A 24303-nucleotide genomic window follows, 5' to 3' on the forward strand; every position below is an offset into this window, starting at 1 on the left:
AATATGAGTTAGCCGTGATTTTATCTGCATCCACATTCAATTGTTCCTTCTCTGAATCCCCTTCCTCTTTAAAAAATGCTATTGATTTCTTTTTTCATACTGCTTTTTCAAAAAGGTTTCAATACTTGAAAAAAACTCTTGTGGAACATCGGATTCCATTGAATGATCTGCATTAGGAAACATGATAAATTGAGTGTTGGGGATTTTGCTGGCCATAAGCTCAGAATGCTTTTTATCAGTAACCCAGTCCTCGTCACCAACCAGAATAAGCGTATTGCATCCTACCTCATGCAGGCGCTCTTCATAATTAAAGGTGCGCAAAAACCCACCAAATCCCTGATTCAATGACTCACATGAAAACGCATGCTCTGGTGCGGGGCGATTTACTGGAAGATTATGTCTTTTTCTCCAGGAATACATTGTATCCATAACCGCAAAAAAGTGTTCAACGTCTTCATCGCTATTAAAACTTCCCGCCCATAATTGTTCACAAACTTGTTGTTGAGCAATAGAGCCTCTCTTTTTAAGGTTTAGGCGAGCGGACTCAATATTTTTGAAACTTGGAGAGCCTGCAGCCAAAACCAAGCTAGAAACATGTTCAGGATAAGTCAGGGTATATCCTAAGGCACACATTGCTCCGTATGATTTGCCCAATAAATTTATTTGTTCCAGATTAAGATGCTGACGAATTACCTCAACATCCTGAATGTAGTTCTCCATAGTATATGATGAAGGCTCCCCTTTATCACTCAACCCACATCCTCTGGGATCAAAAAATACGATATTGCCGCTTGAATGAAGGCATTCATAATCTTTGTAGTGTGAATGGTTAGCCCCAGGTCCACCAGGAAGCATAAAAACGTAGGGCATCACATTGAGGCTGTCCTCATTTTCACTGACTATCCGTATATGTATCTGAGTTTTTGATGCATTAGCTCGTTCAGGGATATTAATGAATAAATCCTTAACCAACATAGGGTTCTCCTTAAAAATAAGCTATTTGAATAATGGCATCTATTCGTTATAGGTTCTACTGTTAAATGCAAGAAGTTATTCCTATTGTGCATAATGTACGCGTACTAAAAAATGCTCATTCGCAAGCAATTGATTTATATAAAACTATTCCCTAATTACAGCAAAAGGACGTATGATAAAGGCATCTTTTTGTTAATAGGGATGTTTAATAATGAAAAAAACGATACCACTAATACTTCTATCAGGAATAATGGCGGCATCATGCGCCAAACAAGACGTAATTACAGATGATGCTGGAGGCCTACATTATACAACCCCCTACCAGGATGATATGCGAGGACGTAAAGCATTTCCTAAAACCTGGAATGTAAAAGGTAAAAAATTATTTGTATTTAATCCTAAAAAATACGCTTGGGCCGCTTATGATGCTCAAGGTAATCGAGTGATGACGGGCAGTGCATCAGGTGGAATGAATTACTGTGATGACATCAAAGAAGAATGTAAAACAGTAACCGGAACTTATGCTGTTTTTAATAAGAAAGGCGCTGATTGTAAATCCAATGAGTACCCTATCGCTAAAGATGGACATGTAATTGGCGGGGCGAAGATGCCTTATTGCATGCATTTCCATAATGGCTATGCAATTCATGCGGCTTATGAGGTTCCGAAAGCAAATTCTAGCCATGGGTGTATTCGTGTTCTCCCGGGTGCTGCAAAGTGGTTAAATGAACAATTCATTGATGTAGGTACAACCGTGTTAGTTCTTCCTTACGCGTAAAATGCCGTCCTAGTCCAGGGATTTGAGTTTAGCTCCCGGGATTAGGGCTACCCCACCATCCAAGCGACGATTTAGTTTTTTAAAATAACCTACTCTTAAGCGCTTAAATTTCTTGCATTTTATTCTTTTAGCTTTCAAAATCGATTTTTTTATCCGGCCTTTAATAAGGAGATGTAATGGGACTGTTTGACTTTTTTTGGAGTTCTCGAAGACTTAGAATCAATCACGAAGGTTCAGATAATGTCGAGCTAGATGAGATTGCAAATGACACGAACTTTTTTCGACAAGACACAGGCTCAACAACCATCAATGGGGCTGTTGGGTACAATGTCAGAATAAATATTTCGGAACAAAGTAATCTAACTATCAAAGGAAATATCGGTACTAAATGCCAGATATTCAAAGATGGTGCCGGGATACTCACCATTGAAGGCGAAGTAGCAAGAGATTTAAAACTAACCGTGTATGGTCAAGGAAAAGTATATTTTACACACCGACCTCACACAGATGTCATAAAATCCATCCATAGAGGCAGTGTTACGGCTGAAATCTATTGTGCAGGTGAGCTTCTAGCAGCACAAAGCCCTAGCTATACGCAACATAATATGGGGCGGTCTATTCCTGAAACACGAGTTGTTGAGGTCGAACGCGTTGTCGAGCGAGTTGTTGTGAGAAACGTACCAGTTGCTTCATCTTCGTCACCGCAAGCCCCTATTGCAGATCAATATACAGAATATACTCAAGCCTATATTGATGGACTCACCCGAACCCAGCAGGAGTCAATCGCTGTGCGTGTCGGAAAATTGGGTAAATTAAGCTCTGAAGAAGAAATGTTGCTTGAGAAATTTATGGATCCTATCATGGGAGATTATTTCAATGATATTCCTGTTGGGTATAAAGAAGCCTATTATGATTTGTCTACGCTGAATCGGCTTGAAAAAGATCCTATTACCAAAAAGCCCATCAAACTATCTGACATTCAAGCAGCGAGGGTTTTATTAGAAAATTTTGCAGTGGTTATGGACACTATCGAGTTAAACCGCAAAAAAGCTATTGCCAATGTGAACCAGGTAGAAGAGGAGTCTAGCGTTAGACCATCAATGTAGGTTTCACCAACCAACCCAGAATGATACTCTTTATAGCCCCGTTCTGGGCTGTGTCTCTTCGTTTGCATGGACGGCATCTGAACGAGAAATCTCAATCGCATCCGCAATGATTAAGCCTTATAATACTCATTTCGATCAATAAAATAACAAATAGATCAAAATAAATACTTGAAAAAGCGATGCCAAAGCCTATATTTAAATCATAATGGGATTTATTAAGGCAATGGATATGATGTTACCGTTATTAAAGCAACAAAGCATTTCACCATTTAGTACAACAAGAACTCAAATTAAACAAGTTAATACACTAGTACAAAAAATAAATACATATCAACAGAAAAATCAGTTATTAAGAGCTTTGAAATATGTGGACAAACTAGCCGTCTACCTACAGCAACTCGAGCAAGAAAACAAAATAAAAGCTCCCATAAAAGAATGGGCCGAACAAAACTCGCTTGATGAGTTTAAAAAACACATACTGAGCGAGAGTGCACAACGTGAGCTGCAACAAAAAATAAAACAGCTCACAGGAAAAGCGCAATTGACAAGCCTTTATCACCTGGAAAATAGCCCTTCAACATATCCTAATCTGATCGGCAACAAACTGAAAACAGTTGATAATAAGTTAGAGTTTGAATCGTTAAATGCGGAGAATAACCCTGCAATCGTAGTCACCAATCCAGATAAAAATATGACCTTTATTGTTCGTTTTTTCCGCACGATAAATACCGGGGACAGCAAACATCGCTCACCCAGAGAAATTCGAGAACAATGCAGTAAAGACATGCCCCAGATCCCTGCCCCCTTAGCAATGGAACCCATTGCCAAAGAAGGCAATGATGAACTGTACTTTGAGTACAGTCAGTTTTATCCAGAAGGTAACTTAAAAAATTATTTTGCAAATTTAAGGGAACAAAAAGAACAGGGAATAATTAGTGCGCCAGAATTTGATAAAGCCCTCTTGGACTGTAGTAAACAGCTGATGGAGTTTCTGGTTTCTTTGAATGAGCGGAAAATCTGGTATACCGATATGAAGCCAAGTAATATTTTATTAAATGAAGGAAAAATTATCCTTAGTGATATTAAAGGCTTATTGGAGAGCAAATCGGCTAAAACCCAAAGCAATATGATTAATGCCACCAAAAGCTATCATTCGTCAAATGTTTTCTTCAATGACAATGTTAATCTTGAATTATTACAGTGTCAGACTCTAGCTGCTACTCTATATCAATTAGCCTGTGGTGAGCTGCCTGAGCCTAATGGTACTATTAACTGCTGGAAAAATACTTATGATTTTAGCCAGCCAGTATTTCAAAGTGAACACGGCCATTTTGTAATGAGTATCATTGAGCTTTTATCTGCCAATATACCGATTACCATGGAAAAAGCGTTATCTCGGGTGAAAGAACAACTGGCACAAATGGATTCAGCGCAAGATGATATGAATGAAGACAATAAAGCATACGGTAAACAGAAATTTCATGAGAAACATGGCCAAAAATACATGAAATTGTAAATCCCACCAAAGAGGAACCTATCCCTAATAAGACACTGCCTCAATTAGGGATAGAAGCTCCTGTCTTTAAGCACTCACCATGACGAGAACTGAGTTTGAACCAGCCTATTTAAGTCCCTTCCAACTAATATCAACAGCTCGAACAAAATTATCTTCGGGAACTTTTTCTTGAATACGCTCTAATGCTCGAGTCATGGTAATCGAATGCTTGCATAAGGCTGAAATAGCAACTTGTTTGGCTTTTTGATCACCGGTTGCGGTCAATGTATTCGTATTTTGACAAATGATACGTAATAACTTTTGCATGCCTGTGCCGCGAATAGCTTCTCGCTTAGGTTGTAATGGTTCTACTGCCTGTAGAATGGATTGGCAACGCAGTGCCGCATGGTCAAAAGATGAGGCTTGCTCCACTTGCTGGCTAAGGAGTGCCCGTAGCGCATTCTTGTGGGTCATCAAATCACCTAACCATTGTTGTGCTGCTGGAGAATTGCTCAAAGGATTATGCATAGTCGTTTGCTGTTGATCTAAAAGTTCATTTACAAAAACATTCATGCTCACATTGACCCAATCACGTAAAGGACTTTCTATAGGGCAGAAATTCAGCATCTTTAACGCCTGACTATAAAACAAATTAAATGCCTGACTACGGTCAGCTGCATTTAAACAGTGTTCATAAGTGCGCACTAACTCATCTAAATCTGCGTGATAAACTAAAGCCAGTTGTTGTTTTGTTTCATCAACAATGGGCGCTACACCATCCATTGCTAATAACCGATGTTGCCATTCGCGTTGCTTAAATTGGGTTAACTTCAGATGCTCCTGCGCCTTCACACTGAGCATTGGCTCCGGTTGCTTAGTAAAATCCGCCAAATCCTGAATGCGTTGTTGTACTGCTTGAGAGCTGATTTCTCGGTAACAACGTGAACATTGCAAAAGAAAGGCCTGTTGCGATCGATCGAGCTCATAATCATTCAATAACGTTATTGCTTGCTCCGCAGGATTAGAGATAAGTTCTAACACGATTGCTTTGATGCTGTTAGGAAGCTTGGAAACAATGTGCTCCAAGGTGTCTTTATTCAAAAAGACATGGTATTCCTTGATATACTGACTAAACAATGTTTCTAAAGACCATTGCATATCAAGAGCATTATTTATCCAGGTTTGGATTTTGCGTAATTGCTTCTCTTGCTCTTTTAATTTTCTTATCGCCGTCCCATGAAAACGATACTGCGTCATATCTCGTTTTTGGGCTTCAGGATTACACGCATAATAATGAACTAAAGCGGCTAAAGCGTGGTCTTGCGGGCTCTTTAATTTATGCTTATCAACAACTGTTTTAATGACCTCGGAAACTCCTTGCAGGCTATTCGATGCAGTCAAACATTCATATAGGGCATAAATGAGTACCCGGTCGATTTGCAAAGGATACTGGTTAAGAATAGCTTGCAATGCCCTATCCTCTCCTACCTGTATTACCGGCTCAAATAATTCATTCCACGCATTTAAATCTAATGGAAAAGCCTCTTTCAACACTTCCGTATAACGCGCCTCCGTAGCTAGTTTACTGGATAATAAAGAAGGATGTATCTTCTTCACAGAGTCCAACAACAAAGCAATTAATTGTTCAGAGGAAGGAGTACGCTCATTTGCGGCAGCCATAAGCGTCAACAAATGATCTCGAATATTCATCATCGCTTCAATATGTGCCCCTGGCTCATTACCAGCAGCTGAAGAGATTGCTAAAACATGATTCGCTTTACGTTGCTCTGTTTTAGGAGCAAACCAACCATGATAAATCGCTCTAGGCAAGCTGGTTAAGGCATAATTTGCGCCCAGCACCGCCCCATAAAAAAAGCCGCCAATACCTCCTAAGATTCCCCAAAATACTTTGTACTCCTCTTGGCGATGAAAAGCCTTACTACCGTGGATATAGGCTTGAGCAAAAGGTTGCGTTAGCAAACTAAAAATGGTTTTGTTGCGGCGAATCAGTGGTAATGCCGCTCCTACCGTTTTACTTAGTTTATCTAAAAGGATCTCTCGTGTTGAGGGTGTCACAATTTGCTCACCATCGATGCCTCGAAAACCCGAAGAAAAATTAACGGCATGTCGTCGACTATAAAAATCGCGGAATACCTCGGGAGATGGGCGTTGATATTTTAAGGCATCATGCATCAACCCCGGTGAAACTTTAGGTGAGATATTTGCCTGTGCTTGCTGACTAAGCATCGCAAAATAATCTTTGATTGCAGGCTTTTTCAATAGCGGGCTGATGTGAAGACGAGCTTGTTCGGCAACTGCTTTGGCCGTTTCATCACAAGGAACAGGATAGTAGAAGCCCGTTAACTCACCAAGATAATGTAACGTAGCTTCATATTGTTGATGATTAGCTCTATTTTCGTTTGTTAATAAAGGCTTTAGTGTCGTCAATTCACGAATCAAACGTTCACAGGTGGCACGATTATGCGGAACAAACACCTTAGGGGAGCGAGTCAACTCAACAAAATAGTAATGCAAATCTGCATCCTCTTTAGTTAAGGAATAAAGGCTATGGACTAATTCTCTAAATAAGGAAAAGAATGCCTTCTCACAAGCCTCCGCGCCACGCTCCGTATCATGCACCATGCGATCAAAGTCATTCCATTTATGTCTTATTGTAGCATTCATCTTAAGAGGTAAGGCTGGTGTCTTGCACTCCATAGAGGGTAAAAATCGGGATAAAATAGAAAAATAATATTCTTTGAATGTAGGGCAATAAGTCATTAAGCGCGATGATTGCAACATACGCACTACAAATGAGGCACAAAGCTCAACCTGTTTAAAATGACCATCAAAATTTTTGGGTACCACCCCAATAAATGGCACGGATACATGCTCACTTTCACGTATAATTTGCCCATAAAATGTATCAGGAATAAATTCGTCTGGGCCGATTGGGTTATAAACCGTATGACCTCGGATACTACTTGAAGCAGCCTGAGCGTATTGCAATTGTAAGGGCCATAATGGATTTGCCACCGAGAGGGACTGCAAGCATTCACCGGAGCCTGCATCTCGTGGAAAAGATTCCACAACTAAAGAACCCGCTTGTCGAAACATAGGAGTCTGTTTGAAATCCCCTTTTTTAGTTTTGAAATAGGTACCTTGTGAATCGGGCTGATAGAAAGACTCAACCTGCGGCATCCCTTCATCCGTATGTTTAAGAACAAAGTGCCGACGGTACTTAACATAGGCAGAATTTTCAAAATAATGGGGTTCAGGAAACAGGGTTGTCATAAGATTATCGACCAAACCACCATAGAGTGTATTAGCATATTCAGACGGTTGAAGCTGGGTCATGAATTCAAAGCTTGAAAGCAAAGCCTCGAGTTCAAAACGGGCTCCAATAGTTGCATTCATATGCGCTTCAGCCGGACCTTGGCGATGCAGGCTCAAGCTTCTAAAATGAGCGGCCCATTCTGAATCATTAAAGCGAAAAGCATCGGTCCCCGACTCGTTGGACTCATTAACTACCCCACCCCAGTTAGCACCGATTCCTAATGCTTGCCCACGATTGCATTGAAACGCTTGTAAAAACCGCATTAAGTAACGACTAATTACTAACAAATTGCTGCTATCAATCAACGTTTCGCTACGCTCGCATTGTTCCCGTAAAATGCCCAGAATCATGTCTTCATTCAAGGTACTTAAAGTGGTCTGCTGGCGTAAAAAAGGACTCACGTAGCATTCATCGGATGATTCCTGCAACGCCATAAACTCAATGCCCAGACGCTGTAATACACTCTGCAACCAATCAAAAAACTCATCATTGAGTGGTAAATCAATGTGTTGAGATAATTGTCGTCGAATAGCGCCCTTCCATTGCTTCCAGGGTAAGAACTCCGGTGCTTGCTTTGTTAATGCATCCGCATGCCCGCCAGGTTTGAAAGCAAATCCATTAATTAACAAATAATCGCTGGATTCAATAAGTCCTGCTTCATTAAACTTGTAATTAAAATTTTCTGAAAAAGGCTTCTCATTGGTGATCTTATTCGAAGATAAAGGCAGATTAATTTCAGCTACTGGCTGTTTGGATAGCGGTGCTGGCTCTTTTAATACAGGAGGTTCTACATTACTAATGGGAGATAATAAATAGGAAGATGTTTCTAAAAACTCCTCAATTGGAGCGGATGACCAAGGTGTCATTGCCTTGAGTAACTGCCATAAACTATGTGGATTACAGCCCATATGATGCTGCTCAATAGCATGCAAAACGGCTTGATAAGCCTCATCTAAAGCGTCCGGCTCAAGCTCTTGGGCTGCCTCATTCGCATAATAGGCTTCAATGAGCTGGTTAAATTGCTCAATCTTGCGATTGATTTCTTGGCTATGAATAGGATACTCGCCCAAAAAACTGGGCAAGCGGTATTTAAATACAGCCTTAGGATCGCATGCAGAGCTCTGCAATTGAGCGACTAATGCTAAGGCCTGTTCAATTGGTGATTGCCCAGTGGGCGATTTTGGGTATTGCTCTTGCAAGCACGTGTGCAATTCATGAATGCATACATCATCACTTAACATCGCCAGCAAAAAGTAGGCTTGTACTAAGGTATCTCCGGTTAGCTGCTCACGCATTATGCGTGGCAGTTTCGCTCGGAGCTGTTCCAATAACTTAGAACCCACAATGGGGTCCTCAGGCGTACCTAATGCTTGATACTGGGGCATATTATTTACCTTAATCTTAATCCATTATCTTCTTCAACATGCTCATCTTGCTGCACTTGAACTGGCATTAAGCCCATATCCGTTTTAAATGCATCACGAGTAGGTTCTTTTCTTCTCGGAGAGCCGTGGGTGATAATGTCTTTTATTTTGACTTGCTTATAATTTTGGTAGACCTCTTCAAACACATGCTCAAACAAGACTTGGGCTTTAGCACTGCGTTGCTCTTCAGGCAGCGCATTATGTAAGCTTCTCAATAAAGGAGAACCGCGTTTTTTGGCTTCATCAATGAATCGACGCAATAAACCTTGGGCGTCATCATCATTGGCAAATTGCCTTGCAAATCGTAGATCGGCTCTCGGCTCTTCATCATAAGCACCAAATAACGAGTGATAACTGGATAAAGCAATACCACCAAAATCGAGTCGTCTCACTAAATCATCTTGAGCTTGTACATTTTGTTCAGGTGCCAACAAGCCAATAATAACGCGATAAAACTCTTTTAAGCCTTTTTTATTATCACGCCCTTCCTCATCATCATCCAATACAGCCAGGCCTTCAATCTGCTGATCGACGACTTGTTTCAAACGCTCTTGAGCTGATAAAGTGGATTGGGTTTGGGAGCTGTGATCTAGTGTTTGTAAGGATGCGAGCATATTAATAAGTACTGCCCCTGTTCCAGCAGTAGAACCAGCACTCGGATCTTCAACAACATTCTTAGATAGACCATTGGGATTTGATGAATCATTGCTTTCCATGCGCAACGCAATATGAGAATCACGATGCAGGCTAAGAATTTCCAGAATTTTAATAAGTTCGATGGTTGTATCTAAACCTACTAAACCGGTTTGAGCTAAAACTTTCAGTACATTAGTTACTGTGCCAGCTACCGCATCGGTGAAAAACCCGATTGGTTGAAATGTCTCAGTACTCTCTTTGCTGGATTTTTCACTCTCATGAGTTTGCACTGGATGCAAATTCTGATCCGTAGAATGGGCTTGTTTGTGAGACCAGTTAGCCGAACCATTCGACAGTACAGGTAAGGCCAAGGCACCGCCTGTTGACCACAAAGATCCCTCAACCAGATAACGCAATGCTTCCGCACCTGAAGACAACAACGTTCTTTGCAATGTGTGCATTGCAAGATTTCGTTGCTCGGTATCCATATGATTTTCTACAGCATGGTGTAACGCCATAGCGATTCTCATTAAAGAAACACCGCTGTGGGATAAAGTCAGTCGTAAAGCAGTTATCGCATGAGTTGCACTGCTTTCTTGCTGCGAATGACTATCCCAAGCAATCTGTTCACTGGATTGAGCCGATTCATCTTTGCTTGGTAACTCATTAATTTGTTGAGACAGTTCATTAGCACGATTCTTATCGATTAAACTCAGCGAACGACAAATGCTGAGCATTTCATCACAAATCAGCAAAATAGCACTTACTACCCAATAAAGAGTGGCTGTATTACTAGCACCTGTATGATGTGTTGATAATAAGGAGCCATCTTTTTTCGAGCTACCTTGGCCCATAACCTGTTCCATTTCGTGCATCATGTTTCGTGTTGATGCTTGGATCATGTTAAGCCCTTGGGTTAGGCTCGGTAGTGTTTCCAGCAATGCTTCATTTTTCTGTGCTTCGTTCGTATTAACCCCTCCCTTACTCGCTTTCTTAGCTAATAAGATTGGATTAGTAAATACGCTGTGACTCAATAAAAGAGAAGCTAAGCTCGATTGAGAGGCTGTGTTCAACTGGCTTGCCATGTCTTGGTTTAGCCCTGGAATAACATGCTGGCCATTTTCTTGCTCAATGCGGTCCAGTACGGCTTTAATCATTGCTTCTGAATTGTTTAAAACGCCCTGCTGAGCTAAATCGACAACGCGATTAATACTGGCACTCGAAGAGTTTTCTTCTTGATTGGGTTGTTGATTAAGCAATTGACGTACTACGTCGGCAAGTTGTGACATATTAGTCAATAATACGGACATTGAACGGCTTGAAATAAGCTCACTGCTGTGTACTGTAGTTTCAATAGCGGTTGGGCCCTTTAGATTATCGGCACAAAGACGCAAGATATTAGACAAGGAGCTAAAATTGGAGTGTAGGCTATTGATGCGATCAACTCCACCAGAAGGCCCCTGAGCGGTTGCATCAACCAAAGCTTTTTTTAACCGCCCTTCCGACATGACCAGGGAGGTTTTATTAAGTGCACGAGATGATTTTACAAATAAGGATAAGGCAATTAAACGAATTAATACGGTATTAATAGGAGAAGTAAGGCTTTGATTAGACAACAAGTGAGAAGCACCCTCCATATTGGATAATTCTTCATCCAGCTCCAGTGAGCGCACTTTGGATTGTTGGCTGTCACTGTTTTGGGTTGCTTTTGAAACATTACTGCTTGCAACATAGACATTTTTTTTGCCTTCTTGGCTTACCGATTCTTCGGTTACAAAATGACTCATTGCACTTATTTCTTTAAGCGTTTGCCCAACCAGATCCGTTCCTAAAGCCAATGCCATAGGTAAGGCTCCTGTAATGCCAGTGCTCATGCCGGCAAGCGTGGAGGCAAATACTTCATGCCCGCTGGCATGTGAGTTATTTTTCGGAAAATTCTTGTCCAAGCCATCCATGACTTTCTCCGCATGCTTACCCATAGCTTCAGATACACTCTGCATGCTTTGGAATGAGCCCTTGGCATTGGGTTTAAATGTGGATGTCTTTTGGGATGCTTCCCCTATTTTATCAGATGGAATTTCTATATGTGATAAACCGTGCCCAGTATGTTTGATTACTGAAGCGAGATCACTAGGGATTTGTGCCACATGAGTTGCCCCACTGTAAACGCTTAATAAAACGTTTCGAACCACAAAAGCGATGGAATGCTCTGTTGCAATCAATCCCTCTTTCAATTCAGGTAAATAAGTTTCTAAAACAGAAGGCTCCATTTGTGGTTGATCTTCAAATAAAGCTTTTAATGCATGGAATAAGGAATCGCGATGGCCACTGTTTGCTGAAAGTACAGCGCTTGCTTTTTGTGCTGCTAATGCGGATTGAGAGAGTCCACCACCAATCCCTGAAACTGTAGCAGTGGCTCCCCCAGGTACCGCGGCAGTGGTTACACTGGAACTACGAAAGAAATCATTTTTAGGCATATCCAAGTCCCTTAATTACTTCGAGTTAAAGGGCGGCAATTTATAGAATAGTTTTTTTCTTGTCAATAAAGTTATTGATCATTCTGATAAAAATATTTTCTTTATCAAGGCGGTTATGGAAAAAAATGAGACAAAACAATGAGGATAGTTACTGCTCTTAAAACTTTTTAGGGTAGCTGGTCGCAAGCAACTGCGCTACCCCAAAAATTACTTGCCAGCATTTATTTTATCAAAATAACCAGTCATTAAATTTCGATAATTAGGAATATAATTGGAGAACAAATTACCTAGTCCTTCGATGTCATTGCGCCAGTCACGATGAAGTTCACAAGCCATACCAAACCATGACATTAATTGCACTCCGGCTGCCTGCATTCGCAACCAGGCACTATGACGAGTGACCTCATTGAACGTACCTGATGCATCAGTCACAACAAATACCTCAAAACCCTCTTCCAAAGCTGAAAGTGCAGGAAAGGCAACACAAACCTCGGTCACAACACCGGCAATGATTAATTGCTTTTTGCCAGTAGCTTTCACTGCTTTAACAAAATCGGGGTTATCCCAAGCATTAATATTTCCAGGACGTGGTATGTAAGCAGCCTCCGGATGCATTTCTTTTAATTCAGGCACAAGAGGACCATTAGGGCCTTGTTCGAAGCTTGTGGTTAGCACTGTAGGTAATTTAAAGTATTTACCGCAAGCTGAAACAGCAAGAACATTATTCTTAAACTCATTGGGTGAGAAATCCTGGACTAGAGAGATAAGCCCTGATTGGTGATCCACTAATAATAAAGCACAGTCTTCTTTATCCAGGCGTCTATATTGAAATTGATTGCTCATTTAAATCTCCGTATTTAAAATTGTCCTCCTCGAATTATAGACAAGAAATGTAATTGAGTTTGGTAGTTTTTGTAGATCTATTTGCGTAACATTTATAATTTAGCAGCTAGCTTCATAGATGAATCATCTCCAACCGATGAAGCCCAAAGCCACGCAGCAATTACTTTTCTTTTTCAGGCTTCCTCTAATCCTCAATTCAAGGGACTTACCGAAGCCAATAAGAGGGGCTATGTGCTCTTACCACAAGGAACCCTTTTTCTTATAATGGTCTATGATATGATTTACATTTTTTAATCCCAAAGGATTTTTATGAGCAAACAAACAGCTTTAGTTTCTGGATTTGCACGTTCATTTGTATCTGGAAATGCTATTTCCGGTGGTTTAGTATGGCCTCTAGGTGCTAAAGAAAAAGGCGTTTACACCGACGAGGAAGGAAAGTTTTCCATTGAATGGCCTATTGGCCAACCCATTACCTTAATTTTTGAAAAACCTGGCTCTTATTGGTCTGGATACAAACCAACTCAATCCGCAACCTTCATTGTACCTCCGGAAGGGATTAATGATAAAAACTATTTAAAAAATGTATCATTTCAGGTCCCATCTGAAATGGCTTATTCATTTATCCAATGGGCCACAGGTTTTACACCATCCACTGGTAAAGCCCATATTGCAGCTACAATTACCCCTCCCAATACGACCTTAGATGATATTCCCCAAGGTATTGAAGGGGTGAAGGTACGACTTTCACCAGCGGTTGAGTCAACCCCGCTTTATTTTGCTATATTCCCAAGGATCCCTAAAACGAATCCTTTTGTACGCTCATTACCAAGTACCTCATTAGATGGAGGAATTCTTTTTGCAAACATTCCGCCGGGTGAATATGACTTGTATGCAGAAAAGGAAGGTTATGTATTCTCGCAAGTGCACATTATTGCTCAGGCAGATATTTTGGTGAATGCGAGTCCGCCTAATGGCCCTACACAACTGATCCCTCAAACAACGGAAAATGCATTGATTAAAAAGGAAGCTCAAACAAAGACCACCGCATCAACAAACGCGAATGGCTTTTTTAAACCCGCGGCGGTTGTGGGTTTGGCTATGGCTGCTACAGCTTGTGTTGCAACCGCAGTGGTGAGTAGTATGTAGGGTGTTCGACCTAATGCATGACATGTAAATTTCGTCATTGCAAGCCTTGGCCAAGCAACCCAGACCGATGCTTCGTTAAAGCTCAGTACTGGGTTGCTTTACTTTGTTTGCAATGACGGCAGTCTTTTACTTAATTTAATAAATCACGGAGATTCAGATTTTTATTGCTACTCATTACGAACTTTCACACCGCGATAATTCGTGGACCTGTTGGTTGGCTGGCTGAGTGGCAATGATTGTCATTTTTCACCATCGCTGACAAATTAAAACCTTGCCATGCTTACTCCGTGACCTCCTGCAACTTATCATAGCGATTAAGCACATAAGACCCGATATTCCTGGCAATCTCTTCCTCAGCAAAAAAAACTTTCCCTTCAATCTCATCCTGCAACAACCTCGCCTCCTTTTCATTATGCATACGAACAACTGAGTCAATATCAGGATTTAATTCCAAGGCATTATCTATCATTTTCCGTGCATCAATGGTATTTGAGATAAGAAGCATCAGCATACTTGCATGCCCTACTTGCGCCTGCTCCAAAACAAAAGGATCAGCAGCATCGCCATAAATGGCAGTGATTCCATCTGCTCGTAATTTAGCAATTAACTCACGATTATTATCCACTATCACATAAGGAATCTCTTTTTCAGTGAGCAGCTGAACCACACGTTCTCCTACCCGGCCATACCCCACTACAACTACTTGCTTATTACGATACTTTTCTGGTGTATTGCCCGGTAATTGAGCCAAAATATCGTCTGAATGCTCAAAAAAAACCGACCACCTTGAATGCATTGTAGTCCATTTTTTAATTGGTTCTATCAAACGGAAAATTAAGGGGTTTAAGGCAATAGAAATAAGTGCTCCTGCGAGAATTAAACTTCGCGCCTCTACAGGTAACACACCAAAACGCACCCCTAATTCTGCGAGAATAAAAGAAAACTCGCCTATTTGTGCAAGACTTGCTGAAACAATTAATGCGGTATAAAAGGGGTAGCGGAAAAGCAGGACTAAGGCAAAAGCAGCCACCGATTTTCCCACGATAATGATGCAGACAACCTCAAAGATTTTTAAGGGATCATGGACTACTACCATCGGATTAAATAACATGCCGACGGAAACAAAAAACAATACCGCAAACACATCTCTTAAAGGTAAAGAATCTTCCGCTGCACGATGACTAAAAGAGGATTCTCGTAAAACCATTCCAGCAAAAAAAGCACCTAAGGCAAATGAAACACCAAAAAGCTTTGATGCAATATAAGCAATACTGATCGCTGCCGCGATAATAAATAAAGTAAATAATTCACGTGAGCCGGTACTGGCCACATGCCAAAGCACTACCGGAAATATACGCTTGCCGACTACCAGCATTAAGAGAATAAAAGCAGCAACCTTAGCTAGAGTAATACCTAAAACAACACCAAAAGGATGTGTCGCATCGATTTGCCCTACTGAACCACCAAGCCAAAAAGAAAACGGAGGTAACAATACCAACACAACGACCATAACCAGGTCTTCAACCAAGAGCCAGCCTACGGCAATATGCCCATTAATTGATTCAAGCGCTCCCCGCTCTTCTAAAGCACGCAATAAAACAACAGTACTGGCTACTGATAAAGACAATCCAAAGATCAATGAGCTTCCATAACTCCAGCCCCATAAAATAGCAACTGCGGCCCCCAATAAAGTAGCAACCACTATTTGTACAATTGCACCAGGTATCGCAATAGCTCGCACTTTTAATAAGTCACCGAGTGAAAAATGGAGCCCCACCCCAAACATCAAGAGCATAATCCCCAATTCAGCTAACTCTTGAGCAATATTCACATCAGCAAATATTCCTGGAGTAAATGGGCCAATTACAATTCCTGCCAATAGATAACCAACTAAGGTAGGAAGTTTTAATTTGAGGGCAATAAACCCAAACATCACCGCTAGGGCGAAGGCAAATGCAACTGTAGTTATTAATGGAAGGGAATGATGCATACTTACTCCTATAAAATAGTGCAGTCTCCTGATTTTCGATTGGTATTCACCACTTCTTCGTCGGTTGTTTTAGAGTCTGATAATTAGTTTTATATTGTGTAGTGTTGGATATCGTTTTGAGTGTTTCTGGTATGGGTTCAAGTTCACCACTCATGGCTTTAGCTGTGAACGTTAAAGCCCGTCTATAAATAATCTCCTCATCTGATGACCGGCCTCTAAAATATGGTTTATCCATTATAGCCCCACTTAAAAAATCAAAATCCCGATTACGAACTGCCTCAGCCACATCGTTTAATATCCCTTATCAGTTTTTGCATAAAAAGCGGTGCATCCAGTAAGCCGTTAGTAAAAACTTCTTTATCCGTATCATGGGGCACTATTGCTCTAGAAACATCCATGTCAACCTCTACTCGATCTCGCATCACACGACTCCTTGATACGCAAGTATTTATATATATTATATATCTATATCGTAATTATATTTACCTAACTGTATCAATTAGCACTGCGCGTGGTGATTGGAGGCGTTTTATTTAGCTTAAGTCAGCTAATCCCTTCTTCTAAGCCTCCTTCCTTCTCTTTCCGAAGTATCGCCTATCCAGACCGAGCTTATCTCTCTTCGAACTTATGGGACTCTTGCGAAATCCCTGCTATTCCTAAGTATTATTTTGAAAAATAACGAAATTGTTTTATAGTTTTATACTGCATGCAATTAAAGAGAATTACATGGAACGTAAAATCTGGTTTGTGTTTTTATTCATTTTAAACGTATCTCTTCCAAGCTTTGCCTATTCACCATTGACCTGGAAAGAAACACAAATCCCGATTGATACTCCTCAAGGGCCCGTTAAACTCGAAACCCTATTGGTATATCCCAATGATGGTGCCAAGCATCCTATAGCCCTTATCAGCCATGGTTCTCCTCGTAGTGCAAGCGATCGCCCTAGAATGAGCGCTCTTTATTACTTGCCCATAGCCTACGAATTTGCACGACGAGGCTATGCTGTTGCCGTAGTACTTCGTCGTGGCTATGGTACCTCCGGTGGTGGATGGGCTGAACGTTTTGGAACCTGCTCTCATCCTAATTACATCCAGGCAGCCCAAGCAGCATCCGACGATCTCCATGGTGCGGTAAATTATTTAGGTACCATAAAACAATTTGATACAAAAAAAATAATCGCAGTAGGGTTTTCTGCAGGTGGTTTTGCAACCCTCGCATTTACCGCCTTTAATCCTCCAGCAGGATTAAAGGCAGCGATTAATTTTGCCGGGGGACGTGGTTCTTTATCAAATGATAATGTATGCAGCACAGATGCTCTTATCTCTGCTTTCGCAACATTAGGAAAAACATCCCGAGTCCCTACTCTTTGGGTTTATGCTCAAAATGATCACTTCTTTAATCCTGAACTGGCCGAAAAACTGCTCACCGCATTCACCAAATCCGGAGGCAATGCGACCCTTATCCACGCTAATGCCTTTGGCAAAGAAGGTCATTTTCTATTTTCTCAAGCAGGTGTCCCACACTGGACTCCTCTTGTTGACAATTTTTTAAAGACTCACCATTTAACCTTAGTGAATTCATTACTCCCATTACCCACCTCAAGTTTAAAAATACCAAACTATTTATCCAGTAGTGCTCAAAAAGCCTTTGCAAACTACACAATAAGATCCCCACATAAAGCTTTTGCGATTTCCCCAAAGGGTGGCTTTGGCTGGCGCTCAGGACAACGTACAAAAGATGACGCAGCAAAAAATGCTTTAGAAATTTGTAACCAATACAGTTCCGCTCAATGCAAATTAATCGCTATTGATGACCAAATGATTCATTAGGAGGTTTAAGGAGTGTTCAAAGAGCAAAGATTATCTTGTATTAACGTAATAGGCGCAGTACAACTTGCGAATTCCCGCAGTAAAATCACGGGAATTCGGCTCAGTTTATGGCAAAGCAAAATGCCATCCCATCGCTTTGGACAGTCCTTCCAACATGATTTCTCCACGAATACTATTCCCTTTGGAGTTAACCCGTGGACTGAGAACCACAATACCGGCTTTACCAGGAACAGTCGCTATAGTATAACCAGATACCCCACTTTTAGCAGGCATTCCCGTTTTAACCATATGAGTACCTGTTTCATCATATAAACCACAAGTAGCCATGATGGCCACAGTAATTTTACAGGTTTCAGCAGAGATAATTTGTTCCCCACTCATTGGATCTTTCCCCCCATTCGCCAACAAGGTTGGGAGATACAACATTTGCTCCAACAGGGCTTCATAGGAACATAAAGCAAAATAAAGGTCTAAGGTTTCATGAACATCTGCGCCAAGGTTATTTCTACTTTTCAACAAATACGCGAGTGAACGATTACGATTTCCTGTTCGTTTTTCTGAAGCAAAAACTAAAGGATTAATATTTAGCCGATCTTTAAATAATTTTTGAACCCAATGCTCCAACCATCTGAATTGTTGCTCGCCGGTACCAGGTATGCGTGAACATAAAGTAATGGCGCCCGCATTAAGCATAGGATTTGAAGGCTTAGGCCCAAATTGTTCTAAACGAGTAATCGAGGCAAAATCATCTCCCGAGGGCTCCACTTTCACCCATTCAAATAATTGCTCCCCACCAAACTCCTCCAGCAAACCAATCAAGGGGATCATTTTAGCAGTGCTTTGTAGCGTGACGGGATGAAGAGGACTATTACTATAAGAAAGAACAGGCTCTCCTATAGGATGTACGGCAATTGCAGTTAATTCGTGATTTACATTAGCAAGTTCAGGAATGTAATCAGCAGTCTTGCCTTCTTTATTTAATTCGGCTGCTTGCGCAAGCTCTTGTAACAAATTAATTGTAAGTGACTTCGATGACATAAGATTACTAGCGTGAAAAAGCGTCTATTATGGTAGATTTAGCACAGTAAAACAAATATTTTGTGCCTAAATGCTTTTTTATTTCAATTTGGTCTTTGGTTGGGCATGCGAGCAGAACAAGCTATACTTAAAAAGTAGCATTATTCTTTTACACAAAGAAGAGTAAGAAGGAGGGTAACATTATGTTAGGATGGGCATTAACCTTTTTTATTATTGCACTTATTGCTGCAGCATTTGGATTTGGTGGTATTGCGGTAGCCGCTGCAGGGGTTGCAAAAATTTTATTCTTTTTATTCCTGGTCATTTTCCTGGTATTTTTAATTATGGGTTTGCTGGGACGACGACCTCCTCCTCCTCCATTATAATTCACGATGAGGATCGTAGCCCGTATTAGGGCATCGTAATCGGGATCTGAGTATAAATCAGGCTTCGATCCCGTATTACGCTACGTTAATACGGCTACATGCATTGGTATATCTCTAACGCTTAGCAAAGCGCTTGAGTATGTGTTTTGGTAACAAAAGCCAATAACGGCCTCTATTTTTCATATGCTCGCCCAGATAAGCCGCCATTTTTCCTGAGCCCCAATAAATATCCCCTCTCATAAAGCCACGAATTGCACCACCCGTATCTTGAGCGATCATAAGGCGCTGCAAACTCTTATCTTCATCTTGATCTTTTTTAGGGCGTGTCGTACTTAACCACAATGGAGCTCCTAGAGGAATCCATTTTTTATCTACAGCTAACGAATAACCCGGTGTAAGAGCCATTCCTTGTGCCCCTAAAGCCATCGGCTTCTTTAATGACTCAAAAAAAACAAAAGACTTGTTTTGATGCATAATCTCTTTTGCTTTTTGCGGATGCCCTTCTAAATAGCGAATAATGGCGTCTTTAGAAGCATTATCACGAGTCATAATTCCTTTATTTATTAGGATCTTAGCAACTGAAGTATAAGGTGCCCCATTTTCTCCTGCATAGCCAAGATAAATACTCTTGCCATCAGGTAACAAAATAACCCCCGATCCTTCTATTTCTAAAAATAATCGTTCAATAGGACTGTGAATCCAAGCAATAATAGGCGCCTTTTTCTTAAGTGCACCATTATCAATTTGCGCTCGCGTTTTATTGCGTCCCCCACGTTTGGGTAAACCATAAATCGGTGTATTGTATTTGGATGTTTTCTTTAAGCCACCCTTGATTTGCGGCATGTAATAGCCTGTAAATAAGCCATTAACCGGTCTTTTTTGCTCAAATTTAATCGGATGGAACCATTTTTCAAAAAATGTTCGAGCAACCTCTTCTGAAACAGTGTCAATCGCAACAGCCGCCTTACACGCAGGATGCCAATCCCCCGCTTTTAGCTTAATATGCTGAGAGCCAATCGGATGTGAAGGTTCCTTTTTCAAAAAGGTTTGACAAGACAACTGAAATGCTAATAAAGATTTTTTAACATCAGCCGTGTCCCAACCTGGTAGTTCCTCAAAAGATACGGAGGATAAAGCAAGACTACCACTAATTTTCTGCTTTACATTAATCGGTTTTTCTTGAGGCTTGGGGGGGGCATTTTTTTCTGTTTTAGCTAATTTTTCTGTTTTAACTAATTGAATAGCAACCTGCTTAGAAACCGTTTTACACGCAGCATCAGCAATTAATTTTACTGTATTTGCAGACGGCTTTGCTGTCTTCTTTATTATCTTTGACGGCTTACTAACACAGCTAACGTTTGAAATAGATTCTTGTTTAATAGGCTCTTGAGGTTTCTTGTAATGTAACAATCCCCAAGCGCACGAAACAAGGCCAATAGTAATGGTTGTATAAAGTAATTTCTTATTCATAGCGGAAATAATTTTACACAGAATGAAATTAAAATCAACATCAAGGCAAGTTAGACTAAAACAATCGAGCCCATTGTGCAATGCATTTTTTTTATACAATGGGAAATTTTATACTTATTTCTCCATGGTTTAGTTTATTAATGAGCTAATTTATCTCCATTTAATAATACCGTAATTAAATTTAAAGTCTCCGAGCTTTGGTGAAATTTAATAGAGTCTATCACTCCATGAGTCAACGTAATACAGCGATACAAGTGTACCGCTCCCGTATACGGGCTACGATTTTTCCTAACAAAAGATCTATATCTGGCACCCTAAACGCAAATGCGTAAAATTTGTACTATAGTGATAAAGTGTGATCATTAAAGAATTACACTCATGGAGGAAAATAATGAAAAAACTAATTATTACATCATCAACTTTACTTGCGGTTTTAAGTTTATCCGGTTGTAATACAATGAATACAGCCGGTGACACTGTGGGAAAAGGCGTACGATACACTACTAATACTGTAGGTAATGGCCTCAAGTATGGCTTTAATACCGTGGGTAATGGCGTAAAATATGGTGCTAATACGGTAGGTCAAGGTGTTGGATTCGTAGCACACACAGGCGCCGCGGTGGGTAAAGGCGTAGGTAATGTAGTCGGTACTGGTGTTGGATTTGTCACCGGAAGACCCGCTACTTATCAAAACAAAGTTATTTACCATAATGGCCACCAATATGTGGTTCGCAATGGTAGATACGTTCTTGTCAGATAATATTATATTACCTTAATAGCCCTTCTTTCGATTTATTGGAGAAGGGCTAACTATGCCTACAACTTTGGCATAAGCCTTTAATTTCAATAGTGATATTACTGATAGAAAATTCTATTTGATTCGCTGCACTGTATGCAGGATTAATATCAGTAACACAATCAAGTTCTTGAACAAAGTCACAATGATTACAAATAAGAAATTGTGTCTGGCCTACATGATGCTCATGCAAACAGACTACATAAGATTTAAGACTATCAATACAGTGAATAAATCCCTCTTCATGCCAAAATTGAATCGCCCTATATACAGTTTGCGGTTTAGGATTTGTAACTTCCTGAGAAAGCTTTTCTAGAATTTCATAGGCACCTAGAGGCTTATTTTCATTCACTAATATTTTAAGCACCCTCTCCCGTGGCTCTGTATATCGATAACCATTGTGAACACAATGCTTATAAGCCTTATCAAGCAAACTATATTTCATCAATTTATCTCAGTTACTAATCCTAATTAATCATACCATGCTCATTTTTAACAAAAAAATCCTACTTGTTAAGCACGTTGAGATCTAGATTATTACATATTTGACAAAATAATAAACAAAAATTTTTGTTTTTAGCCTTATTTTATTTACTTCAAGATAATTCGCAATCGAATTATTATTGCTCAAAAGTGCCAGTTGTTAATCTATACTAGAATCAAGGAAGCACTAAAAAAGAGCTCCATGAAGCACTAGATAACACACTATCAAAGGATCTTGCTTGTAGTTTTGAACCACCTCGCCCCTAAGATGTGATATCATCTTGTTTTTAATTCATATCTATTAACAATGAACATTAAAGCCTTCTTTTTGGGTATGCTCGTTTGCAGCCCAAACTTTGCCGCTGCAAAATTTACCAACACAGAACCACTCCCAGCCCCAAGTTATGCACTAAATGGCGCTGCTTTATGTGCAACAGCTAAAGAAACTCTAGCCTATTTAAATAAAGGGCAACACTATGATCCTCAAGTAATTCATGAGGGAAAAGTCTTTAAAATCCCTCTGGCTCGGGTGAAACAAACATTAACCTTTATTTGTCAAAACCAAAATAAATTGAATAACCCTGCGTTTGTGAAACAACATTTTGATTTTGTTCGTTGGTATCCCGATCAAGCACAAGCAAAGCCACTGAAAACTCAAAAAACCCTGCTTGCTCATTTGCCACAAGATAAAATATTGATGACGAAATATTACGTACATAAAGCAAAAGTGGTCTCCAAGCCTAATCCATCTTATCCGGTTGCCTTGTATGCTCTACCCCAAGATGAAGCAACTTTAACGCTTGAGAAGGCAAATGCTAAACCGGGATTAACACGTTTTCATTATGGTAAACAAGCCATCATCAAAGGAGCCTTGGCAAATAAAAATGTTCCCGTATTAGCATATTTAAAGCGCGCTGATTTAGAAGCCGCTTTACTGCAAGGTACTGTCGTCGCCGAATTTATCGATCAAGGCCATAAAACTAAAGTATTTAATGTACATCGTTGCAATAATATTGCCTATGATAAGGCGAGGCCTCCTTATCAGCAGGATCGATATTGGTACTTTAAACAAGTGAATGGTATTAAAGGTTATGGAAAGGACGCAGATCATAAAATTACAGTAAACAGTGAAGTAACCTTTGCCGCGGATCTGGAACAATTTGGTCTGGGTAAACTATTGATGGTGCAATATCCAGATCATTCTGGAAAACTAATTACTCGGGCCGGTATTTTTGCAGATACAGGCGGTGCTTTTACACATAACCAATATCAAGTCGACTTTTTGACAGGAACATACGCAGGTAATGAAGCATTTTACAAAGCTAATCGCCTTTTACCTGACTATGTAAACGCTTATTTTATGGTATTAAAAAACTAATATGAAAAACTCTCTACTTTTCTTATGCTTTATCAGTTCATTTGCACATGCTTTTTCTTGTGAAAAGCCTCAAGTGATTCATCAGGCTCCGATTCAATTCGGTAAAGAGCGTATTGCCCTAACTCAGCAATACCAAAAGGATCATTATGGAATAGACTCTAAATCCATCAAAATTGAGCCCAAAATGATTGTGTTGCATTGGACCTGTATCTCCAGCTTAAAAGTAACCTTTCGTGTATTTGACTCCCCTGCGTTCCCCCAAAACTCCCCGCGCACTAAAGATTTACCAGGAGCATTAAATGTATCCAGTCATTTTGTAGTCGATCGTGATGGCAGCATTTATCAACTTATGCCCGATAATTGGATGGCGCGCCATGTAATCGGCCTTAATCACTATGCCATTGGCATTGAAAATATTGGTGGAATAGACGGTAAAGATGATCTGACGGATGCACAAGTTAAAGCAAATGCCTTTTTAGTCTGCCATTTAAAGAAAAAATACCCACAAATAGAATATGTTATTGGACATAATGATTATTTAGACTTTAAAAATACCCCGCTTTGGCAAGAATTAGATCCTAATTATCAAACTGATAAAGAAGACCCCGGTCCTACATTCCTGGAGAAAGTTAGAGCATCTGTTGGCACGTTTAAAACACCAACTTATTGGCGCACTTACGCGAAAAAATAATGAATCCAGATTAAATGTAAATTAATAACTGTGTTTTATTGCGCG

At 40.3% G+C, this 24303-nt stretch carries 18 protein-coding genes; 9 read left to right on the plus strand and 9 right to left on the minus strand.

The genetic code is table 11. The features are described from left to right. Nucleotides 1-78 precede the first annotated feature (78 nt). A complete protein-coding gene (locus ACD661_RS03535; RefSeq protein WP_400186345.1) occupies nucleotides 79-975 on the minus strand; it encodes an alpha/beta fold hydrolase in 897 nt (298 codons plus the stop codon). A 211-nt stretch (nucleotides 976-1186) separates the two neighbouring features. Here ACD661_RS03535 and ACD661_RS03540 point away from each other — a divergent pair, with 211 nt between their 5' ends. The 3 genes from ACD661_RS03540 (at nucleotide 1187) to ACD661_RS03550 (ending at nucleotide 4375) form a co-directional block, all read left to right on the plus strand. Then, a complete protein-coding gene (locus ACD661_RS03540) occupies nucleotides 1187-1753 on the plus strand; it encodes a L,D-transpeptidase (RefSeq protein ID WP_400186346.1) in 567 nt (188 codons plus the stop codon). A 176-nt stretch (nucleotides 1754-1929) separates the two neighbouring features. Then, nucleotides 1930-2859 (plus strand): head GIN domain-containing protein, encoded by a 930-nt coding sequence (locus ACD661_RS03545; RefSeq protein ID WP_400186347.1) that lies wholly within the window; start codon nucleotides 1930-1932, stop codon nucleotides 2857-2859. Between the two features lie 229 nt (nucleotides 2860-3088). After that, nucleotides 3089-4375: a protein kinase family protein gene (locus ACD661_RS03550; RefSeq protein ID WP_400186348.1), complete on the plus strand. Its 1287-nt coding sequence runs from the start codon at nucleotides 3089-3091 to the stop codon at nucleotides 4373-4375. A gap of 105 nt (nucleotides 4376-4480) precedes the next feature. Here the strand turns inward: ACD661_RS03550 and ACD661_RS03555 are convergent, their stop codons facing one another. The 3 genes from ACD661_RS03555 to ycaC form a co-directional block, all read right to left on the minus strand. Next, complete coding sequence (locus ACD661_RS03555) at nucleotides 4481-9076, minus strand: hypothetical protein (protein ID WP_400186349.1); 4596 nt, start codon at nucleotides 9074-9076, stop codon at nucleotides 4481-4483. 5 nt (nucleotides 9077-9081) lie between these two features. Further along, on the minus strand, nucleotides 9082-12228 hold the full coding sequence (locus tag ACD661_RS03560; protein ID WP_400186350.1) for a hypothetical protein: 3147 nt from the start codon (nucleotides 12226-12228) through the stop codon (nucleotides 9082-9084). Between the two features lie 207 nt (nucleotides 12229-12435). Beyond that, nucleotides 12436-13071, minus strand: a complete 636-nt coding sequence (gene ycaC, locus ACD661_RS03565; RefSeq protein WP_400186352.1) for an isochorismate family cysteine hydrolase YcaC — start codon at nucleotides 13069-13071, stop codon at nucleotides 12436-12438. A 309-nt stretch (nucleotides 13072-13380) separates the two neighbouring features. On the opposite strand from ycaC, the gene ACD661_RS03570 reads away from it, so the two are divergent. Further along, on the plus strand, nucleotides 13381-14217 hold the full coding sequence (locus ACD661_RS03570; protein WP_400186354.1) for a peptidase associated/transthyretin-like domain-containing protein: 837 nt from the start codon (nucleotides 13381-13383) through the stop codon (nucleotides 14215-14217). A 280-nt stretch (nucleotides 14218-14497) separates the two neighbouring features. Here ACD661_RS03570 and ACD661_RS03575 read toward each other — a convergent pair whose 3' ends face one another. Continuing rightward, complete coding sequence (locus tag ACD661_RS03575; protein WP_400186356.1) at nucleotides 14498-16207, minus strand: cation:proton antiporter domain-containing protein; 1710 nt, start codon at nucleotides 16205-16207, stop codon at nucleotides 14498-14500. 278 nt (nucleotides 16208-16485) lie between these two features. After that, nucleotides 16486-16629 (minus strand): hypothetical protein, encoded by a 144-nt coding sequence (locus ACD661_RS03580; RefSeq protein WP_400186358.1) that lies wholly within the window; start codon nucleotides 16627-16629, stop codon nucleotides 16486-16488. 304 nt (nucleotides 16630-16933) lie between these two features. On the opposite strand from ACD661_RS03580, the gene ACD661_RS03585 reads away from it, so the two are divergent. After that, the gene (locus ACD661_RS03585; protein WP_400186360.1) at nucleotides 16934-18037 is read left to right on the plus strand and encodes an alpha/beta fold hydrolase; all 1104 of its coding nucleotides are present in this window, start codon (nucleotides 16934-16936) and stop codon (nucleotides 18035-18037) included. Nucleotides 18038-18142: 105 nt separating this feature from the next. Here ACD661_RS03585 and glsA read toward each other — a convergent pair whose 3' ends face one another. Beyond that, nucleotides 18143-19075 (minus strand): glutaminase A, encoded by a 933-nt coding sequence (gene glsA / locus ACD661_RS03590; protein ID WP_400186362.1) that lies wholly within the window; start codon nucleotides 19073-19075, stop codon nucleotides 18143-18145. 182 nt (nucleotides 19076-19257) lie between these two features. Here glsA and ACD661_RS03595 point away from each other — a divergent pair, with 182 nt between their 5' ends. Next, a complete protein-coding gene (locus ACD661_RS03595; protein ID WP_400186363.1) occupies nucleotides 19258-19440 on the plus strand; it encodes a DUF1328 family protein in 183 nt (60 codons plus the stop codon). 114 nt (nucleotides 19441-19554) lie between these two features. Here ACD661_RS03595 and ACD661_RS03600 read toward each other — a convergent pair whose 3' ends face one another. Then, nucleotides 19555-20910, minus strand: a complete 1356-nt coding sequence (locus tag ACD661_RS03600; protein WP_400186365.1) for a murein transglycosylase A — start codon at nucleotides 20908-20910, stop codon at nucleotides 19555-19557. 391 nt (nucleotides 20911-21301) lie between these two features. Between ACD661_RS03600 and ACD661_RS03605 the strand changes: the two genes are divergently transcribed. Then, nucleotides 21302-21670: a hypothetical protein gene (locus ACD661_RS03605; RefSeq protein WP_400186366.1), complete on the plus strand. Its 369-nt coding sequence runs from the start codon at nucleotides 21302-21304 to the stop codon at nucleotides 21668-21670. A gap of 46 nt (nucleotides 21671-21716) precedes the next feature. On the opposite strand, the gene ACD661_RS03610 is transcribed toward ACD661_RS03605, so the two are convergent. Further along, nucleotides 21717-22151 (minus strand): Fur family transcriptional regulator, encoded by a 435-nt coding sequence (locus ACD661_RS03610; protein ID WP_400186368.1) that lies wholly within the window; start codon nucleotides 22149-22151, stop codon nucleotides 21717-21719. A 345-nt stretch (nucleotides 22152-22496) separates the two neighbouring features. Between ACD661_RS03610 and ACD661_RS03615 the strand changes: the two genes are divergently transcribed. Together ACD661_RS03615 and ACD661_RS03620 are read left to right on the plus strand one after the other, a co-directional pair. Continuing rightward, nucleotides 22497-23567, plus strand: a complete 1071-nt coding sequence (locus ACD661_RS03615) for a hypothetical protein (RefSeq protein WP_400186369.1) — start codon at nucleotides 22497-22499, stop codon at nucleotides 23565-23567. A gap of 1 nt (nucleotide 23568) precedes the next feature. Then, nucleotides 23569-24258 carry an N-acetylmuramoyl-L-alanine amidase gene (locus tag ACD661_RS03620; protein WP_400186370.1) on the plus strand — a complete coding sequence of 230 codons (690 nt, stop codon included), beginning with the start codon at nucleotides 23569-23571 and terminating at the stop codon, nucleotides 24256-24258. The last annotated feature ends 45 nt before the right edge of the window (nucleotides 24259-24303 follow it).

This window comes from Legionella lytica (assembly GCF_044626755.1).
GTDB classification, from domain to species: Bacteria; Pseudomonadota; Gammaproteobacteria; order Legionellales; family Legionellaceae; genus Legionella; species Legionella lytica_A.

Coding starts and splice junctions, on each gene's coding strand:
- ACD661_RS03600 (WP_400186365.1), bottom strand. CDS start 20,910: ATGAATAAGAAATTACTTTATACAACCATTACTATTGGCCTTGTTTCG.
- ACD661_RS03615 (WP_400186369.1), top strand. CDS start 22,497: ATGAACATTAAAGCCTTCTTTTTGGGTATGCTCGTTTGCAGCCCAAAC.
- ACD661_RS03575 (WP_400186356.1), bottom strand. CDS start 16,207: ATGCATCATTCCCTTCCATTAATAACTACAGTTGCATTTGCCTTCGCC.
- ACD661_RS03555 (WP_400186349.1), bottom strand. CDS start 9,076: ATGCCCCAGTATCAAGCATTAGGTACGCCTGAGGACCCCATTGTGGGT.
- ACD661_RS03545 (WP_400186347.1), top strand. CDS start 1,930: ATGGGACTGTTTGACTTTTTTTGGAGTTCTCGAAGACTTAGAATCAAT.
- ACD661_RS03550 (WP_400186348.1), top strand. CDS start 3,089: ATGATGTTACCGTTATTAAAGCAACAAAGCATTTCACCATTTAGTACA.
- ACD661_RS03620 (WP_400186370.1), top strand. CDS start 23,569: ATGAAAAACTCTCTACTTTTCTTATGCTTTATCAGTTCATTTGCACAT.
- glsA (WP_400186362.1), bottom strand. CDS start 19,075: ATGTCATCGAAGTCACTTACAATTAATTTGTTACAAGAGCTTGCGCAA.
- ACD661_RS03540 (WP_400186346.1), top strand. CDS start 1,187: ATGAAAAAAACGATACCACTAATACTTCTATCAGGAATAATGGCGGCA.
- ACD661_RS03580 (WP_400186358.1), bottom strand. CDS start 16,629: ATGCGAGATCGAGTAGAGGTTGACATGGATGTTTCTAGAGCAATAGTG.
- ACD661_RS03610 (WP_400186368.1), bottom strand. CDS start 22,151: ATGAAATATAGTTTGCTTGATAAGGCTTATAAGCATTGTGTTCACAAT.
- ACD661_RS03535 (WP_400186345.1), bottom strand. CDS start 975: ATGTTGGTTAAGGATTTATTCATTAATATCCCTGAACGAGCTAATGCA.
- ACD661_RS03605 (WP_400186366.1), top strand. CDS start 21,302: ATGAAAAAACTAATTATTACATCATCAACTTTACTTGCGGTTTTAAGT.
- ycaC (WP_400186352.1), bottom strand. CDS start 13,071: ATGAGCAATCAATTTCAATATAGACGCCTGGATAAAGAAGACTGTGCT.
- ACD661_RS03595 (WP_400186363.1), top strand. CDS start 19,258: ATGTTAGGATGGGCATTAACCTTTTTTATTATTGCACTTATTGCTGCA.
- ACD661_RS03560 (WP_400186350.1), bottom strand. CDS start 12,228: ATGCCTAAAAATGATTTCTTTCGTAGTTCCAGTGTAACCACTGCCGCG.
- ACD661_RS03585 (WP_400186360.1), top strand. CDS start 16,934: ATGGAACGTAAAATCTGGTTTGTGTTTTTATTCATTTTAAACGTATCT.
- ACD661_RS03570 (WP_400186354.1), top strand. CDS start 13,381: ATGAGCAAACAAACAGCTTTAGTTTCTGGATTTGCACGTTCATTTGTA.